Origin of the sequence: Pseudomonas sp. R1-1, assembly GCF_051132135.1 — a bacterium.
Lineage (GTDB): Bacteria > Pseudomonadota > Gammaproteobacteria > Pseudomonadales > Pseudomonadaceae > Aquipseudomonas.
In genome coordinates this window covers 1,726,322-1,744,095 of the sequence record NZ_CP071663.1, presented here as the reverse complement: position 1 = coordinate 1,744,095, position 17,774 = coordinate 1,726,322, and the positions used below count along the sequence as shown (strand labels likewise).

General features: G+C 59.9%; 14 protein-coding genes, 6 tRNA genes and 1 pseudogene. 7 read left to right on the top strand and 14 right to left on the bottom strand.

What is annotated here, in order from left to right; all coding sequences use genetic code 11:
• Window positions 1–23: 23 nt before the first annotated feature.
• The gene (locus J3P75_RS08000) at window positions 24–2,264 is read right to left on the bottom strand and encodes a DNA internalization-related competence protein ComEC/Rec2 (protein ID WP_434709861.1); all 2,241 of its coding nucleotides are present in this window, start codon (window positions 2,262–2,264) and stop codon (window positions 24–26) included.
• Window positions 2,265–2,400: 136 nt separating this feature from the next.
• Here J3P75_RS08000 and J3P75_RS07995 point away from each other — a divergent pair, with 136 nt between their 5' ends.
• A complete protein-coding gene (locus J3P75_RS07995) occupies window positions 2,401–2,919 on the top strand; it encodes a DUF2062 domain-containing protein (protein ID WP_203419028.1) in 519 nt (172 codons plus the stop codon).
• Window positions 2,920–3,746: 827 nt separating this feature from the next.
• Here the strand turns inward: J3P75_RS07995 and J3P75_RS07990 are convergent.
• From J3P75_RS07990 to J3P75_RS07975, 4 genes are all read right to left on the bottom strand, one after another.
• Entirely contained in the window at window positions 3,747–4,526 is a 780-nt protein-coding gene (locus J3P75_RS07990) for an ABC transporter permease (protein ID WP_039760202.1), read from the bottom strand.
• A complete protein-coding gene (locus J3P75_RS07985; RefSeq protein ID WP_203419030.1) occupies window positions 4,523–5,455 on the bottom strand; it encodes an ABC transporter ATP-binding protein in 933 nt (310 codons plus the stop codon). The genes J3P75_RS07990 and J3P75_RS07985 overlap by 4 nt, the downstream gene beginning before the upstream one ends.
• A 133-nt stretch (window positions 5,456–5,588) precedes the next feature.
• Complete coding sequence (locus J3P75_RS07980; RefSeq protein ID WP_434709860.1) at window positions 5,589–6,212, bottom strand: glutathione S-transferase family protein; 624 nt, start codon at window positions 6,210–6,212, stop codon at window positions 5,589–5,591.
• Window positions 6,213–6,255: 43 nt separating this feature from the next.
• Window positions 6,256–6,915, bottom strand: coding sequence for a transglutaminase-like domain-containing protein (locus tag J3P75_RS07975; RefSeq protein WP_434709859.1), 660 nt, complete (start codon window positions 6,913–6,915; stop codon window positions 6,256–6,258).
• A 248-nt stretch (window positions 6,916–7,163) separates the two neighbouring features.
• Between J3P75_RS07975 and J3P75_RS07970 the strand changes: the two genes are divergently transcribed.
• Both J3P75_RS07970 and J3P75_RS07965 read left to right on the top strand, forming a co-directional pair.
• Window positions 7,164–9,611 carry an acyl-CoA dehydrogenase gene (locus J3P75_RS07970; protein ID WP_434709858.1) on the top strand — a complete coding sequence of 816 codons (2,448 nt, stop codon included), beginning with the start codon at window positions 7,164–7,166 and terminating at the stop codon, window positions 9,609–9,611.
• Between the two features lie 89 nt (window positions 9,612–9,700).
• Complete coding sequence (locus tag J3P75_RS07965) at window positions 9,701–10,108, top strand: PA2817 family protein (RefSeq protein WP_434709857.1); 408 nt, start codon at window positions 9,701–9,703, stop codon at window positions 10,106–10,108.
• A 706-nt stretch (window positions 10,109–10,814) separates the two neighbouring features.
• On the opposite strand, the gene J3P75_RS07960 is transcribed toward J3P75_RS07965, so the two are convergent.
• On the bottom strand, window positions 10,815–11,813 hold the full coding sequence (locus tag J3P75_RS07960; protein WP_434709856.1) for a LysR family transcriptional regulator: 999 nt from the start codon (window positions 11,811–11,813) through the stop codon (window positions 10,815–10,817).
• Window positions 11,814–11,903: 90 nt separating this feature from the next.
• On the opposite strand from J3P75_RS07960, the gene J3P75_RS07955 reads away from it, so the two are divergent.
• From J3P75_RS07955 to J3P75_RS07945, 3 genes are all read left to right on the top strand, one after another.
• Window positions 11,904–12,530, top strand: coding sequence for an alanyl-tRNA editing protein (locus J3P75_RS07955; protein ID WP_434709855.1), 627 nt, complete (start codon window positions 11,904–11,906; stop codon window positions 12,528–12,530).
• A gap of 87 nt (window positions 12,531–12,617) precedes the next feature.
• Complete coding sequence (locus J3P75_RS07950) at window positions 12,618–13,388, top strand: 2OG-Fe(II) oxygenase (RefSeq protein ID WP_434709854.1); 771 nt, start codon at window positions 12,618–12,620, stop codon at window positions 13,386–13,388.
• 1 nt (window position 13,389) lies between these two features.
• Window positions 13,390–14,028, top strand: coding sequence for a LysE family translocator (locus tag J3P75_RS07945; protein WP_434709853.1), 639 nt, complete (start codon window positions 13,390–13,392; stop codon window positions 14,026–14,028).
• Window positions 14,029–14,157: 129 nt separating this feature from the next.
• Here the strand turns inward: J3P75_RS07945 and J3P75_RS07940 are convergent.
• The 6 genes from J3P75_RS07940 to J3P75_RS07915 all read right to left on the bottom strand — a co-directional run bounded on the left by J3P75_RS07940 (window position 14,158) and on the right by J3P75_RS07915 (window position 14,781).
• Window positions 14,158–14,233 (bottom strand) — tRNA-Gly (locus tag J3P75_RS07940).
• A gap of 2 nt (window positions 14,234–14,235) precedes the next feature.
• A tRNA-Glu gene (locus J3P75_RS07935) sits at window positions 14,236–14,311 on the bottom strand.
• 57 nt (window positions 14,312–14,368) lie between these two features.
• Window positions 14,369–14,444: transfer RNA gene (locus J3P75_RS07930), tRNA-Gly, on the bottom strand.
• A gap of 3 nt (window positions 14,445–14,447) precedes the next feature.
• Window positions 14,448–14,523 (bottom strand) — tRNA-Glu (locus tag J3P75_RS07925).
• A 104-nt stretch (window positions 14,524–14,627) separates the two neighbouring features.
• Window positions 14,628–14,703: transfer RNA gene (locus J3P75_RS07920), tRNA-Gly, on the bottom strand.
• A 2-nt stretch (window positions 14,704–14,705) separates the two neighbouring features.
• Window positions 14,706–14,781: transfer RNA gene (locus tag J3P75_RS07915), tRNA-Glu, on the bottom strand.
• Window positions 14,782–15,159: 378 nt separating this feature from the next.
• Between J3P75_RS07915 and J3P75_RS07910 the strand changes: the two genes are divergently transcribed.
• Entirely contained in the window at window positions 15,160–15,918 is a 759-nt protein-coding gene (locus J3P75_RS07910) for a hypothetical protein (protein WP_434709852.1), read from the top strand.
• A gap of 699 nt (window positions 15,919–16,617) precedes the next feature.
• Here J3P75_RS07910 and J3P75_RS07905 read toward each other — a convergent pair.
• Together J3P75_RS07905 and J3P75_RS07900 are read right to left on the bottom strand one after the other, a co-directional pair.
• Window positions 16,618–17,322, bottom strand: coding sequence for a methyl-accepting chemotaxis protein (locus tag J3P75_RS07905; RefSeq protein ID WP_434711242.1), 705 nt, complete (start codon window positions 17,320–17,322; stop codon window positions 16,618–16,620).
• A gap of 204 nt (window positions 17,323–17,526) precedes the next feature.
• A pseudogene (locus J3P75_RS07900) lies at window positions 17,527–17,703 on the bottom strand (HAMP domain-containing protein); the annotation flags it as partial.
• Window positions 17,704–17,774 lie beyond the last annotated feature (71 nt).

Sequence of the window (17,774 nt, the reverse complement as noted above, 5' to 3'; positions counted from 1 at the left end):
TGCCACAGCCGCCCACGCGCCGATCAGCGGGACAGTGCCGGCGGATCCCGCCAGAAGCGTCGCTGGTGACGCAGGGTTTGCGCGGGCTGGAAGGTACCCAGTTGCAAATGAATGGCGCCGTGTTCGGCGCTGTCGTAGATACGCAGGCGCTGTTTGCGGTAACGCGCCAGTACCGTCGGATGCGGATGACCGAAAGAATTGCCGTGGCCGCGAGAGATCAGTACCGAGTGCGGTTGCAGTGCCTTGAGCAGCGCCATCGACGATGAGCTGCGGCTGCCGTGATGCGGCGCTTGCAGCCATGGCGTCGGCACCGCCAGCGGCCCGTCGAGCAAGACCCGTTCGGCGTGGCTGTCGATATCACCGGTCAACAACAGACGCTCGCCGTTGGCCTCGATCTGCAACACGCAGGAGCGCTGATTGCTGTCGCGGGCGTCCGTCCATTGCCAGAGCTGAAAAATGACCCCGTCCCACTGCCATTGCTGACCGGATTCACAGGCCGCGGCGTTCAACTGTTGCGGTAATCCCTCGGGGTCACCACTGATCACGCGATCGATCGGCAAACCACGGGAGACTGCCAGCGCACCCCCGGCGTGATCGGCGTCGGCGTGGCTCAGCAACATGATGTCGAGTTTTTCCACGCGCAGCTTGCGCAACGCGGGCACTACCACTCGTTCGCCGATATCGAACTCACCAAATCGCGGTCCGGCGTCGTACAGCAGCGTGTGATGCCGCGTGCGGATCAGGATCGCCAGACCTTGACCCACGTCCAGCTGCCAGACATCGGCGATGCCTTCCGTCAGTCGCTCGCGCGGCGGCAGCGCCAGCAATAACAGCAGCGGCCAGCCCAGCGGACGCAGCGGCACCCCGCGCGGCAACAACAGCAGCACCGCGCCGAGGCTTCCGAGTAGCCAGACCCCGACGGGTAGCGAGGCGGGAATCCACGCCGGCCATTGCCCGGCAATCACCGCGAGCCCGCGAAACAGCCAATCGATCAAGCCACCCGCCAGCCACAGCAAGCCTTCGCCGACATACGGCACCGGCACCGGCAACAATAACGTCCCGAGCAACGCTGGCGGCAGCACCACCAGACTGACCCAGGGCACAGCGAGCAGATTGGCCAACGGCCCGCTCACGCTGATCGGCAGATTCAGCGCCAGCAGCGCCGGGCACAGGCCGATCGCGATCAACCATTGCGCGCGCGTCCAGGTCTGCCACCAGCGCCAGGCACCGAGACGACCGCCGAAGGTAAAAATCAACACGGCCACGGCTGTGAACGACAGCCAGAACCCCGGACGCAAACTCGCCAGCGGGTCGAGCAGCAACACCCCATTTAACGCCAGCAACAGCGGCCACCACGCCCCGAGATGGCGAAAACGCAGACGCCATAACAGCACCAGCCCGACCATCACGCAGGCCCGCTGCACCGGCACATCGAACCCGGCGAGCAGGCCATAACCCAGCGCCGCCGCAAAGGCCAGGCCACAGGCCCACGGCAGCCACGGCCAGTGCAGCGGCCACAGCCCATACCGCGCCAGCCCGGCGACGAGCAGGTACATCACCGCCGCCAGCAGACCGATGTGCTGGCCGGAAATCACCAGCAAGTGCACGGTGCCGGTGTCCTGGAGGATCTGCCAGTCCTCGCGACTCAGCCCGGAACCATCGCCCAGCACCAGCGCGGCCAGCGCACCGTTGCGGCCTTGCGCATCCACCCCCAGCAAGCGCTGCCGAATGCTGTCACGCCAGGCCCAGCGCGCCTCGCTCAGGCGTTGGCCATCCTTGATCGTGCCAGTCGCGCCGATGCGTTGCGCCAGCAGCCACGCCTCGAAATCGAAGGCATCGGGATTGCGCAAGCCACCGGGGCGCTTGAGCTTCACCGCCAGACGCCAACGTTCGCCGCTGCTGACCGCTGGCCCGGCGTACCAGGCCAGACGCATCCGCGCCGGCAGTTTTTCGTGCCGCGACCGCGCATCAACCAACTCGAAGCGCACCACGCCCTCGCTGTTTTGCGGCAGCCCGACGACGCGGCCTTCAAGCCAGCGGGTTTCACCATCAAGCTTCAGCGCCAAGCGATCATCCAGAGCCCACTGCGCCGCGACGCTGGACCAGGCGAAGCCGAACAGCACGAACGCCAACGGATAACTGCGAAACGGCAACAGCATCAACGCCGCCACCGGCATCAACAGCATTAACCAGACCGGCGGTAATGCCGGCATAAAAACCGGGGCCAGCAAACCGACTGCCAGCGCCATCATCCCTGTGCGCATAAGCCCGTCCTTGAGAGTCCCACACCTAGGCATAGCCGGTGTCGGGCACCCGCGCCGTCAATAATTGTCACAAAGTCTGAATGGGCGGTTCGTAGAATCCAGACATACTTGCCGCCTTAACCGACCGAGAAGCCTTATGCCCCGGCGCTTATTCAAACGTTACATGCCCGACCCGACGAGCATCAGGGAACACAAATCCTTACGCTTTCTCGGCAAGTTGCTGCATGACCCGAACCTCTGGCACCTCAACCGCCACTCGGTGGCCCGAGCGATGGCGGTTGGCCTGTTCGCCGCATTCCTGCCGATTCCGGCGCAAATGCTGGTGGCCGCCGCCCTGGCAATCAGCGTACGCGGCAACATGCCGATAGCCGTCAGCCTGGTCTGGCTGACCAACCCGATCACCATGCCCGCGGTGTTCTTCTGCACCTATCAGGCCGGCGCATGGTTGATGGACGTACCCGCACGGCATCTGCCCGACGAGCTGTCCTGGGAATGGATCAGCGGCGAACTGTCGACCTTGTGGCAACCGTTTCTGCTCGGATCAGTCGTGGTCGGACTGGTGCTCGGCGCCCTCGCCTACTGCGTTGTGATGATGTACTGGCGTTGGTGGGTAGCCCGGCAATGGGCACGGCGCAAGAAAAGCCGGCAGCGATGAATGCAAAACGGCCTCCGCAGTGGGAGGCCGTTTTTTATTGCAGTGTTTGGGGTGGTGCTATCGTTTGCAGGCAAGCTCCCACATTTTGATTGCATTGTTTCAGTTGGGATGTGGTCAGCCTGTCGGAGCCAGGCTGCTGGTGATGGCAGTGGTACAGGCAAACGCCTGACTCAGTCTGAAAATCAAAAGCCCCTCACCCTAGCCCACTCCCAGAGGGAGAGGGGACTGACCGTGGTGGATGCGAGTGCTACGCCGTCCGCGATACCGAGTCGAACACAAATTCTGAAAAGCCCAAAGATCGGCCCCCTCTCCTTCGGGAGAGGGCTGGGCGGGCGGCGTTCCGATGAGGGGCAAATCCACCGAAAATCCCAAGCCATGCGGCGCTTCTAACCACTCAACAATGAGCGCCAGCTCGAGTGCTCTTGATCTTGCGTCACCGGCGACGTCGGAAGGCTGAGTGGAGGGATTGATCCGGGCGTGGGAGCGTAGCGACCGTCTGGCGAAGCCAGACACAGCGGAAGGAGGTGCAGCGCAGCAAACCGTAGCCGCTGCGCCCGGATCGGTCCCGGAGCGAAGGGACCCGAGCCTGCGAGGGCCGAACGTAGGAGCAAGCGTTTTTTGCTTACTTTTTTTGGCGCTTGTAAAAAAGTAAGTCGCCGTCAGGCGAAACCATAAGCAGCCGTTACCGCAGCAACGGATATGCATCCAACTATCAGAAACTCACCGCCTGAAAGAAAGCCATCGCTTGCAGGCAAGCTCCCACATTAACAGCGGATGTACTCAGGAATTGTGAGCGACACCGAAACCCTGTGGGAGCCAATCTCAGATCAGGTACGCATCCCCCGCCCACTCACCAGCAACCGCGCACAACCCAGATACAGCACCACCGTCGCCACCAGCATAAACGTGATCGCAATCCCGATCCGGATATCCGACACCCCCAAAATACCGTAGCGGAAGGCGTTAACCATGTGCAAAACCGGATTGGCCAGCGACACCGTTTGCCAGAACGGCGGCAACAGCGTGATCGAATAAAACACCCCGCCCAGATAAGTCAGCGGCGTTAACACGAACGTCGGAATAATCGAAATATCATCAAAATTGCGCGCAAACACCGCATTGATGAAGCCCAAAAGCGAGAATATCGTCGCCGTCAGCACCACCACCAAAATGGTCACACCCAAGTGATGCACCTGCAGATCGGTAAAGAACAGCGACAGAATCGTCACGATCAAACCCACCGCCAGACCACGCAATACACCACCAATGGTGAAGCCGATCAGAATGGTGTGCGGTGACACCGGCGAGACCATCAGTTCTTCGATGGAACGCTGGAACTTGCTGCCGAAGAAACTCGAAACCACGTTGCCGTAGGAGTTGGTGATCACCGACATCATGATCAGCCCGGGCACGATGTACTCCATGTACGTGAAGCCACCCATGTCACCGATCTGTCGGCCGATCAGGTTACCGAAGATCACAAAGTACAGAACCATGGTGATCGCCGGCGGCAGCAGCGTCTGCGGCCAGATCCGCATGAAGCGTTTGACCTCGCGGTAAACGATGGTCTGCAGGGCGACGAGGTTGGGACCGAACTCAGAACTCATACCGCCACCTTCGACAGATTTTTTTCTACCAGCGACACGAACAGCTCCTCGAGGCGATTGGTTTTGTTACGCAGGCTCAGCACTTCGATGTTCTGCAAAGCCAATTGGCCGAACAGCGCAGTAATGCCCATCGATTTGTCGACCTGCACTTCCAGCGTGTGCGCATCGATCAGTCGCGACGGGTAACCAACCAGTTGCGGCGCGGCCGCCAGATCGCCCTTGAGATCGAGCAGGAAGGTTTCCACATGCAGCTGACCGAGCAGTTGGCGCATGCTGGTGTTCTCGACAATCGTGCCGTGATCGATGATGCCGATGTTGCGGCACAACTGCTCAGCCTCCTCCAGATAATGCGTGGTGAGGATGATGGTGATGCCTTTCTGATTCAGTTCGGTGAGGAAGGTCCACATCGACCGGCGCAACTCGATGTCGACACCGGCAGTCGGCTCGTCGAGGATCAGCAGGCGCGGCTCGTGTACCAGTGCGCGAGCGATCATCAAGCGCCGCTTCATACCGCCGGACAGCGAACGCGACGGCACATCGCGCTTGTCCCACAGGCCCAGTTGCGTCAGGTACTGCTCGGCGCGTTCCTTGGCGATTTTCGCCGGGATGCCGTAATAACCGGCCTGGGTCACGACGATATCGAACGTCTTTTCGAACTGGTTGAAATTGAATTCCTGAGGCACCACACCGATCGAGCGCTTGAGCGCGGCCGGGTTCTTGTCCAGGTCATGGCCAAAGATGTTCACCGTGCCGCTGGTCTTGTTGACCAGGGTCGAGAGAATGCCAATCGTGGTGGATTTGCCCGCGCCGTTGGGGCCGAGCAAGGCGAAGAAGTCACCTTCGGCGACGTCCAGATCGATACCACTCAAGGCCTGGAACCCGTTGCCGTAGGTTTTGGTTAGCTGCCGGATGGACAGAGCGGAACTCATATCGGATTTACGCACCATGAAGGGAAGAAAAGAATAAATAAGGGCGAGCGGCGAGGGAAACAACCGCGGCGCAAGTTCGCAATGGTGCTTGCCGCCGCCGCACAAGTACAGTCAAGTGTGTCGATAGTAATTATCAAGTCAACGCGGTCATGACCGCTTTCTGATAGGCCGGACGCTGCTTCAGGCGCTCGTACCAGGCTTGCAGATGGGGATGTGGTGCGCGCTCGATGGGCATTTCGAACCAGGCATAAATGAAGCTGCCGAGCGGGATATCGCCCATGCCGATTTCATTGCCGGAAAGGTAAGGCTGGCTGATCAGGGCATGGTCAGCCATGTTTAGCAACTCGTCGCACTCTTTGATCGCGGCATTGATCGCCGCCCAGTCCTGCTTCTCGGCGGGCGTGCGCAAGACGCCCCAGAACACTGTGCGAAACGGCCCGGCAAAACTCGAGCTGGTCCAGTCCATCCATTTGTCAGCGGTGGCGCGCGCGCGCGGATCCGCCGGATACCAAGCGCTGTCGGGCGCGTGCCTGGCCAGCAGGTAGCGGACGATGGCGTTGGATTCCCAGAGCACCAGCCCGTCGTCTTCGATCACAGGAACCCGACCATTCGGATTCATCGCGCGGTACTCAGGCGTGTCGACCACACCGAACGCGCCACCGGCATCGATCGCCTGGTAAGCCAGGCCCAGCTCCTCGGCCGCCCACAATGCCTTCCTGACATTCGATGAGTTTTTCCGTCCCCAGATCTTCAGCATGACCGCCTCTTTGCAAATGCGTGGACGGCCAGCATACGCCGGATCAGCGAGCGCTCACATCACTGAGCATGTCACCCAGCAACGCCGGTTGCTGATCGGTAAACAGGTGCGGATAGCATTTTTGCAAATGCTCGAAGAAGAACGCTTCCGGCACATCGCTGAACTGGCCGTGATCGACCAGGTACTCCATCAGCAGCGCGCCGTCCCGGTTGAACGGGTGAAAAACGCTGTCGTTGATGCCATCGAATTCCAATGGCGCGACGTTGAACAGTTCACACAGTTGCTGATTGAACGCCGGCGTGGCCTTGACCCAGCGGCCATCAATAAAGAACTCGGTGTAGCCGTGCATGGCGAATCGGTCGCTTCGCAGCAACTCAAGCAGGCGCGGCGTCGACAGATGATTGCGCACATCGGCCAGACCGATGCGCGCGGGGATCCCGCAGTGTCTCGCGCAGCCCGCCAGCAGCGTGGCTTTGGGCACGCAATAGCTTTCGCCGGTTGCCAATGCATGGCTGCCGCGCAAGGTCTGCGGGTCGCGGCTGAACGTGTAAGGGTTGTAGCGCACCGCTTCGCGCACGGCGTAATAGAGACTGATTGCCTGCTCGCGCGGATCATGGCTGGCGCCGCGATGCCGCTCGGCGAACTCCACCACTGCCGGGTGGTCACTATCGATGAAGCGGCCGGGGCTCAGATACTCGTGCATGACGGCAATCTCCTGGATGAGTCACGAGTCTAGCGACAGCCTGAGCACAGAGATAACGACGTTTCGGCCAAACCTGCAAGCAAAGCCGCGGGATCGGCGAACGATTTCCCACACGTGTTGCCCACCGAACCTACGAAAACCATCCGGGGTTTCCCACGATTTCAATCACCTTGGTCTGATCACCCGCTTTTACAGATGCCGTCTAAGCTCTGGAGGGTCGATTTGCCTTGGTTCACGGAGGACTGAATATGCTGTTGTTGTGGATACTGGTTTTGATCGTCGGTGTGGCGTATCTCGCTCACCGGCGCATCGCCCCTCTGCCTGCCTTGGGCATCGTTGCCGTCTACCTGGTGGCGATGGGCATTTTCAGTCACGCGCCGGGCTGGTTACTGGCCTTGTTCTGGGTCGTGCTGGCGCTGATCGCCGCACCCTTGCTGCTGCCTGACCTGCGCCGCCGGCATTTCACCGCGCCATTGTTCAACTGGTTCCAGAAAACCCTGCCGCCAATGTCGCAGACCGAGCGCGATGCCATCGACGCCGGCACTGTGTGGTGGGATGGCGAACTGTTCAGCGGGCGTCCGGACTGGGAAAAACTGCTGGCCTACCCCAAGGCGCAATTGAGCGAAGAAGAGCAAGCGTTCATCGACGGCCCGACCGAAGAACTCTGTGCGATGGTCAGCGACTGGCAGATCGGCCAGTCGATGGACCTGCCGCCTGAAGCCTGGGCCCACATCAAGGAACACGGCTTTTTTGCCCTGATCATTCCCAAGGAATTCGGCGGCAAAGGTTTCTCTGCGTACGCTCACTCGCAAGTGGCGATGAAACTGGCCACCCGCAGCGGCGACCTCGCCTCCACGGTAATGGTGCCCAACTCCCTCGGCCCGGCCGAACTGCTGCTGCATTACGGCACTGACGAACAACGCAATCACTATCTGCCACGACTGGCCCGTGGCGATGACATCCCGTGCTTCGCCCTCACCGGCCCGCTTGCTGGCTCCGATGCCGGTGCCATGCCTGACACTGGCATCATCTGTAAAGGCCAGTGGCACGGCGAGGAAGTCATCGGCCTGCGCCTGAACTGGGAAAAGCGCTACATCACCCTGGGCCCGGTCGCGACTCTTCTCGGCCTGGCCTTCAAGGCTTATGACCCCGAGCATCTGCTCGGCGAAAAGGAAGACCTCGGCATCAGCCTGGCGCTGATCCCGACCGACACCCCCGGCGTGGAAATCGGTCGCCGTCACCTGCCGCTGGGCGCGGCATTCATGAACGGACCGAACTCCGGCAAAGACGTTTTCATCCCGCTGGACTACCTGATTGGCGGTCAGGAAATGCTCGGCAAGGGCTGGATGATGCTGATGAACTGCCTGTCGGTCGGTCGTTCGATCTCGCTGCCCGCGGTCGGCACCGGTGCAGCCAAGTTCACCAGCCTGGTCACCGGGCAATACGCGCAGATTCGTGAACAGTTCAACGTACCGTTGTCAGCCTTCGAAGGTATTCAGGAGGCTATGGCTCGCATCGGCGGCAACGCCTGGATGATGGATGCCGCGCGCATGCTCACCGCCAATGCGGTGGATCTGGGCGAGAAACCGTCGGTGCTGTCGGCCATCCTCAAGTATCACCTCACCGAACGCGGACGCGAGTGCATCAGCCACGCCATGGATGTGCATGGCGGCAAGGCGATCATCATGGGCCCGAACAACTACCTGGGGCGCAGCTGGAACGGCGCGCCGATCTTCATTACCGTCGAAGGCGCGAACATCCTCTCGCGCAATCTGATGATCTTCGGTCAGGGCGCGATCCGCTGCCATCCGTTCGTGCTCAAGGAAATGGCCCTGGCCGGCCGCGAAGACAAGGACCAGGCGCTGAAAGAGTTCGACGGCCTGCTGCTCAAACACATCGGTTTCGCCGTCAGCAATGCCGCCAGTACCCTGGTGCTCAACTTGGGCTTCGGTCACTTTGAACACGCACCGGGCGACAAGATCAGCCAAGGCTACTTCCGCGCGCTCAACCGCCAGGCCGCGGCGTTCGCCATGCTCGCGGACTTCAGCATGATGCTGCTGGGCGGCGAACTGAAACGCCGCGAACGCCTGTCGGCACGCCTTGGCGATGTGCTGAGCAACCTGTACCTGGCCTCAGCCGCGCTCAAGCGTTACCACGACCTCGACTCGCCGGCGTACATGGAACCACTGCTGCGCTGGGCCATGGAAGAAAGCCTCGGCCAGTCAGAACGAGCACTCGATGAACTACTGCGCAACTTCCCCAACAAGGTGTTCGGCTGTCTGTTGCGGGTCATCGTCTTCCCGTTCGGTCGTCGCCACAAAGGCCCGTCGGACAAGCTCGGCGCCGAAGTGGCGGGCATCATCGGTCGCGCCAAGGGCGATCCGGCGCTGGAACAACTCCTCGCCGGCTGCTACCGCCCGCAATCGCCAGACGACGCGGTCGGCGCGCTGCAACACGCCAGCGACCTGCTGCATGCCGCGCAGCCACTGCACAAAAAGCTGCACACCTCGCTGAAAAGCGGTCAGGTCAAACCGGTCGCCGGCGAACACGCCATCGACGCGGCACTGGAGGCCGGCGTGCTGCAACCGGTCGAAGCGCAAAACCTGCGCGACGCCGAAGCCGCTCGACGCAAAGTGATTGATGTCGATGATTTCGCCAAAGAAGAACTGGCACTGGCCGAGGGCAAAGTCCGCTGATCCTTGCTGCCGTATAGCGTTTAACCTGTGAAAAACGGGCGCGGGGGCTTTATACTCCCGCGCCCGTTTTGCTCTTGAGGACTTATCTCGTGTCCAACGTCGTTGCCGATCATCTTGTATTGCTCGACCACCTTCGCAGTATCCTGGTCGCCGTAGGTGAGGCCGTACAGGTGCCCGAAGAAAGCCATGCGCTGTTCCTCGAGCGCTTCGACGAACTGCTGACGTCCTTGCCGGTCGATCCTATCGAAAGCCAATACCTTGGCCAGGACATCCTGACCCAGGTGATCTCCCGCTACCCGCAAATCGCCCACCTCATCCCACGCGACCTGCTGTGGTACTTCGCCGGCGACTGCCTGCACTATTTGTCCGACGAAGAAATCGACATGTACCAGGCACTGGAAGAGCGTCGCTACGAAGCCGAACAGAACGACGAACCGTTCGACTGGAACCAGGAAAAACAGCTGATGGCGATGTCCGCACAGGACAGCAAGCACTGAGATTACACTGGTGACGAAAATGCCCGCATGGTGATGCCTTGCGGGCATTTTTTTTGGTGGTTTAACAGGTGAATATAACGCTGGCTTCCAGCCAATGCGGATTCATCGATAAAAGATCAAAAGCCCCTCACCCTAGCCCTCTCCCAGAGGGAGAGGGGACTGACCGTGGTGAATTGAAAAGTTACGCCGACATTAAATACCGAGTCGTACGCGAACTTCGAAGCCAACAAAGATCGGCTCCCTCTACCTCGGGAGAGGGCTGGGCGGGCGGCGTTCCGATGAGGGGCAAACCCACCGCAAATGCCAAGCCAAGCGCCGCTTCTCACCACTCAACAATGAGCGCCAGCTCGAGTGCTCTTGATCTTGATCTTGCCTAATCAGCGACATCGGAAGGCTGAGCGTAGGGATTGATCCGGGCGTGGGAGCGCAGCGACCGTCTGGCGCAGCCAGACACAGCGGAAGGAGGTGCAGCGAAGCAAACCGTAGCCGCTGCGCCCGGATCGATCCCGGAGCGAAGGAACCCGAGCCTGCGAGGGCCGAACGCAGGAGCAAAGCCTTTTGGTTCCTTTTTGGCGTCTGAAAAAGGGACTCGCCGTAAGGGCGAAACCGCCAGCCGCATCACCCAAAAAAACGGATATTCACCCAAAAACCCCAAAGCCTGGTCGGCCCAAAGGCCGCCAAGACCAAACAAAACCAGACAGAAGAATCAAAGCAACCCCTCCCCCTCCGGCAACTCATAAGCCATCGCCACATCCCCCCCGCCCCCCGACCGGCCCGGTCGCCCCAAGGTCGGCTCTTTCTGCAGACACTCCACCAGATAATCGATAAACACCCGCAGCTTGGGCGGCAAATACCGCGTCGGCGAATGCAACAACCACAACCCACCGTGATACGACGCCAAAAACGTCCACTGCGGCAACACCTGCACCACCAGCCCCTGCTCCAACGCATAACGCGCCGTGAAGTACGGCAGACTGCCAATGCCAATGTGCTGCAACACCGCCCCCAGCCGCACCCCCGTATGGTTGGCGGCATAACGCCCACGCACCCCGACCGTCACCGCTTTGCTGCCTTTCTTGAATTTCCAGCGGGCATCACTCGGGGTTTCGCCCAGATAAATACAGCTGTGATTGAGCAAATCATGTGGATGCGTCGGCGTGCCATGTTCGGCCAAATACTGCGGCGTGGCACAGAGCAAATGATCGATGGTCAGCAACTGTCGCCCGACCAGCCCCGCCGGCGGCCGATCGGTGATTCGGATCGCCAGGTCGACGTGATCATCGATCAGATCGACCTGGCGATCTTCCAGCAGCAGTTCGACATCGACCTTCGGATAACGCCGCAAAAACTCCGGCATGTGCGGATGAATCACGAAGCGCCCCACGGCTTTCGGCACACTCACGCGCACCAGCCCTTCGGCCTCATGTGTGAACTGGCCGCTGATTTCCATCACCGAGCGGGCGGCGCTGACCATCTCCTGACAGCGCTTGAAGACCTCTTCACCGCCATCACTCAAGCGCAGCTTGCGCGTGGTGCGCTGCAACAAGCGCGTGGCCAGTGCCTTTTCCAGGCGGGAAATGCTGCGACTCACCGCTGAGGGTGACGAACCCAGTTGTCGAGCGGCTTCAGAGAAGCTGCCGGTCTCCACGACCCTGACGAAAATCGCCATTTCTCCGAGTAACGGTAGCGGCAAATTTATGCTCACAGCGCACAAGTCCTTTGATGTTTGAACGGATTATCACGCTATTACCCGATTCATATAATAAAAAAAGAAACTTTAATAAGGGCATGGAATATGACGCTTCGCCTCTTTTTCCATAGTGATGACCTCAAGGCCAATGTGGAAGTCCTCGACTGCACGCCCCAGGAAAATGAATTTGCTGTCGTGTTGCGCGCAACTCTGTTTCATCCGCAGGGCGGCGGCCAGCCCAGCGATACCGGCTGGATTGGCGAAAGCCAGGTATCGCGGGTGGTCCAGGAGCCGGAGCGGATCATCCATTTTGTCGACCGTCCGGTACCGCTGGGTATGACAGTAATCCGCATCGACGAACAGCGGCGCCGCTTCAACACGCGCATGCATTCGGCTGGCCATCTCATCGGGCATTTCATTCAGGCGCAGGGCTGGACGCCAATCAAGGCTCACCACTGGCCGGATGAAGGTCGTGTGCAATTCAAACCCGGCGATGCCGCCCAGGAAGTTGACGCAGCCACCGTGCAACAAGCGCTCGATCAATGGATCGCCGACGATCTGCCACGCCTGACCTCACTGCGCGAAGGGGCGCGGGAAATCAGTTTCGGTGACCTGCCCGCTTATGGCTGCGGCGGCACCCATGTACGCCGCCTGAAGGAACTGGGCACAGTCACGATCACGTCCCTTTCGCAGAAGAAAGGCACGTTATCCGTCCACTACAACGTGGATTGAGCATTTCGAACGCTGCCGCACGCAGCGTTCGACGCCGGGGGACCGCATTCGCCGGTTCCGTTGACTATCGATAGATGGACCTAAGACATGATGCTAGACGTCGAGCGTCTCGATGAGACGTGCATAAAAAAACTGGCCAACGAAGAAGTCCTCGCCATCCGCGTCAAAAGCTTTCTGGCCGAGCCGCTGGCGATCGAGATTGGCAACAAGATCCTCGCTCCAGGATTCGAAGGCTACATCAACGCGCCGAGCATCGGCCGCATCGGCATGGCATTTTACGAGGCGGAGAATCAGCCGCTGCTGATCGAGGATTACTTCGAGCGCGCGGCCAGCAATATCGCAGAGCTGCGCAATCGCTGCGCGCCCTACTCCTCACCGATCGACACCTTGCGCTGCATGCTCGACGAATCCTGGCCGGCCGGTGCGCACCTGGAAAACCTCTACGGCCGTAAAATGTATGTCGGTTTGTCGCGCGTGGTGAAGCCGGGCGTGTGCTTTCTTGCCCATCACGACATCTTCGCCAAGGACGCCCCGGACAGTTTTCAGGCGCGCAGTCTGGAAGCGCAGTTCGCCTGCAACGTCTACCTGAACATGCCCACCGAAGGCGGTGCGTTGCAGATGTGGGACGACCACATCACCCCTGACCAATTCGACGAGATGCGTGGTGACAGTTACGGCATCGACCCCGCCCTGCTCGGCCCTCCTGCCCTGGAGGTTCGACCGCAACCGGGCGATTTCATCATGTTCAATTCGCGGCGCATGCACTCGGTGACCCCGGGCGTGGCTGATCCGCGCTTGAGCCTGTCGTTCTTTGTCGGCTATCGCGGCAATGCATCACCCCTGACTTACTGGAGCTGAAATGTATTCGAATTATCTGGGCGAATTTCTCGCGCTGGCGACCATCCACTTTCTGGCCGTGGTAGCGCCCGGCCCGGACTTTGCCGTGACCATTCGGCAAAGTGTGCGCTTCGGCAGGCTGGTGGGTATTTGCACGGCGCTGGGCATCGGCGCGGGGATTTCCGTGCATGTGCTTTATACCCTGCTCGGTGTCGGCGCCTTGATGCACACCACGCCGTGGTTGCTGACCGTCGCCAAGGTGATCGGCGGTGCCTACATCCTGTATCTCGGTATCAGCCTGCTGCGCAGCAAACCGAAATCGGCCGTCGAAGGTGAAAAACCCAGCGACGAACCGATGGTCGAACAGACCTTGTTCAAGGCCTTTAGCACCGGCTTTCTGACCAACGCCACCAATCCGAAAGCCACGTTGTTTTTTCTGGCGATCTTCACCACGATCATCAGTGCCAGCACGCCGCTGCGAATTCAGGCGCTCTATGGATTGTGGATGTGCTTTGTCAACGCATCGTGGTTCGTGCTGGTTGCGTTGTTTTTCTCAAGCAACCGGGTCAGATTGCTGTTCATGCGCATGGGGCACTGGTTCGAACGCACCATGGGCGTGGTACTGATTCTGTTCGCCGGTCGATTGATGTTGTCCTGGTAAAGGGACACAACGCACAAAGGCCCGCCGAAATTGCTTCAGCGGGCCTTTTTGAGGATTTACATGAACGGCAGGTACAAATGCCGCGCAAACAAAAACGCCGATCATTGCTGATCGGCGTTTTTGTGAATATGGAGCGGGAAACGAGACTCGAACTCGCGACCCCGACCTTGGCAAGGTCGTGCTCTACCAACTGAGCTATTCCCGCAATGGCGTCCCCTAGGGGACTCGAACCCCTGTTACCGCCGTGAAAGGGCGGTGTCCTAGGCCACTAGACGAAGGGGACACAGGCTACAACTTTCACTAATAAAAACGCCGCTCACTGAGCGGCGTTTCTAGAATTTGGAGCGGGAAACGAGACTCGAACTCGCGACCCCGACCTTGGCAAGGTCGTGCTCTACCAACTGAGCTATTCCCGCAAATGGCGTCCCCTAGGGGACTCGAACCCCTGTTACCGCCGTGAAAGGGCGGTGTCCTAGGCCACTAGACGAAGGGGACACGCTACCCGGAACACATGGTGTGTGTTTCGGTGTCCAGATCCGCGTCAAAAGACTTGGTTCTGGTTTCACTCAGCACCGCCCGAAAGCACTGCCGTTTAAAACTGGAGCGGGAAACGAGACTCGAACTCGCGACCCCGACCTTGGCAAGGTCGTGCTCTACCAACTGAGCTATTCCCGCATTGGCGTCCCCTAGGGGACTCGAACCCCTGTTACCGCCGTGAAAGGGCGGTGTCCTAGGCCACTAGACGAAGGGGACACACTACAACATTCACTCCCTGCCGCACTTCGCTGTGTGCTTTACGCTGCAAGTGGCGCGCATTCTATGGATGGATTGAGGGGTCGTCAACCCCCAGATATAAATTTATTTAAATCAATGACTTCGCCCTGCTTTAGGGCAGCAGGCGGGCTTTTCCGTCGTCCGATGTTTGACGCCTATATTCTGCCACCCGCCAAGACGTTATAGTCCGCACAGTGATGGCAATCTGTACATCAAGGGCCAGCATTCATATAAACAATGTGCGGCCGATACAGATTGAACTGCCGAACCGAATCGTCGAGTGGCGCTAGGCGGCCCTATGCCCAGCCACTACACTCATGCGAACCCTATAAAGAGGTCTTACCGGTGACACCACTCATGATCACCCTGCTTGTCATAGCCGGGATCGCAATTCTGATCGCCATTGGCTACATGAACCATGTGGTGGAAAACAACAAACTGGAGAAGATCCGCACCAAGGTCGAACTCAACGACCGCCTGCGCCGTTGCGGCGAATTGACCGAGACCTTCCCCGGCCAGTTCATGAGCCCGGCACTCAAGCTGCTGCTGACCCGCCTGGAACTGAACGTCTGCCAGCGCCTGCTGAACCTGGAAAAAACCAGCGCCACCACCAAAGCGCGCATCACCGAACTGAGCGCCCTGGTGGCCCAAGGCGAATCGATCCCGGTCAACAACCCACCGGCACCGATCATCACCGAAGCCAAGGCCAAAGACGTACGCTTTCTCCTCGAAGCCCTGCACGGCCAGATCACCCGCGCCGCCCATGACGGCTTCCTGCCACCGAACGAAGCCAAACACTGGGTTCGCGAAGTGCGCCATATCCTCGTCCTGCTGCACATCGAATTCTTCAACAACCTCGGCCAACAATCCTTACAGCAAAACCAGCCCGGCCAGGCCCGCCTCGCCTTCGAACGCGGCGTGCAATACCTGCGCAAGCAGCAAGACCCGCAGATCTACGCCGAACAACTGCAATACCTGGAAAAACTCCTGGCCCGCGCCAACGCTCAAGTCATGGACAAGATCGCACCGGTCGAAGGCGAAGAGAACCAACTGACCGCCGGCCTCAAAGACGTCGAGGCTGATGCGGACTGGAAGAAGAAAGTCATTTACGACTGATTTCAGTGATTTGAAGAGAAGCCACCGAGAGGTGGCTTTTTTTATGCGATCGCGGCAGAGAGCCTGACAAAATTTCGCTGAAGAGGAGACCGCTTTCGCGAGCGGGCTCGCTCACACAGAAGAGCAAAAGCCCCTCACCCTAGCCCTCTCCCGGAGGGAGAGGGGACTGACCGTAGTGAATGCAAGAGATACGCTGACTTCGGATACTGAGTCGAACGCAAGTTTCGAAACCAACCAAAATCGGCTCCCTCTCCTGGGGGAGAGGGCTGGGCGGGCGGCGTTCCGATGAGGGGCGAACCACCACAAATCCCAAACCAATCACCCGCTTCTAACCACTCAACAATGAGCGCAAGCTCGAGTGCTCTTGATCTTGATCTTGCCTAACCAGCGACATCGGAAGGCTGAGTGGAGGGATCGATCCGGGCGTGGGAGCGCAGCGACCGTCTGGCGCAGCCAGACACAGCGGAAGTAGGTGCAGCGAAGCAAACCGTAGCCGCTGCGCCCGGATCGATCCCGCAGCGAAGGGACCCGAGCCTGCGAGGGCCGAACGCAGGAGCAAGCCTTTTTGGGTACTTTTTCGGCGTCTGGAAAAAGTGCCTCGCCGTAAGGGCGAAACCGCCAGCCACCCCACCCGAAGCAACGGATATTCACACCCATCAACCCCAAAGCCTGGTCGGCCCAGAGGCCGCCAAGGCTCAATCAAAGCCGAAAATGCCCAACCATGGACCGCAACTCCCCCCCCAACTGCGCCAGCTCAACACTCGAAGCCGCATTCCCGCGCATCGCAATCGAGGACTGATCGGCACTCGCGCGAATACTCGTCACACTGCGGTTGATCTCCTCTGCCACCGAACTCTGCTCCTCGGCCGCCGCAGCAATCTGCTGATTCATCTGTTGAATCAACGACACCGCCACCGCAATACTCCCCAGCGCACTCTCGGTCTGCAACGCATCACTGACCGCCAGCTTCACCAGTTCGCCGCTGCTCTGAATCTGCTGCACCGACGACTGCGCCGCCGAGCGCAACGCACTGACCAGCCGCTCAATCTCCTCAGTCGATTGCTGCGTACGCCGCGCCAATGCACGCACTTCATCGGCCACCACCGCGAAGCCCCTGCCCTGCTCCCCGGCCCGCGCCGCCTCGATCGCGGCATTCAATGCCAATAGATTGGTCTGCTCGGCGACGCTCTTGATCACCTCCAGCACCGTGCCGATATTCTGAATCTCAGCACTGAGACTTTCGATACTCGAACTGGCCGAAGTGGCCGAATCAGCCAACTGCTCGATCCGTGCCATGCTCTGGCGCACCACCTGCTGGCCACTTTCGACCTTGTCATCGGCTGTCTGCGCGGCCAGTGCCGCTTCCTCGGCATTGCGTGCCACGTCATGCACCGTGGCGGCCATCTGGTTCATCGCCGTGGCGACCTGCTCGGTCTCTTCCTTCTGGCTACTTACCTCGAGGTTGGTCTGCTCGGTGACCGCCGACAAGGATTGCGCCGAACTGGCGAGTTGTTCGATACCCGCCTGCAAACCACTGACGATCGTGCTCAGCCCTGCGCCCATCTGCTGCATCGCGAGCATCAACTGGCCGATCTCGTCGCGTCGGGTCACTTGCACGCTGGCAGTCAAGTCGCCGGCAGCAATTTGCTGCGCCACCTTAATCACGCTGCGCAACGGCGCGACGATCAGCCGGGTAATGAACCATGCAGCAAGCACACCGACCAGCAACGCCAGGGCCGAAGAGCCAATGATCAGCAGCGAATTTTTCTTCAGCTCAGCCTGCATCGCGGCATCCTCGGCGACGTAGGCCTGATTCACCCGCTCGACCACCTGATCAGCACGCTGATGCAGTTGCC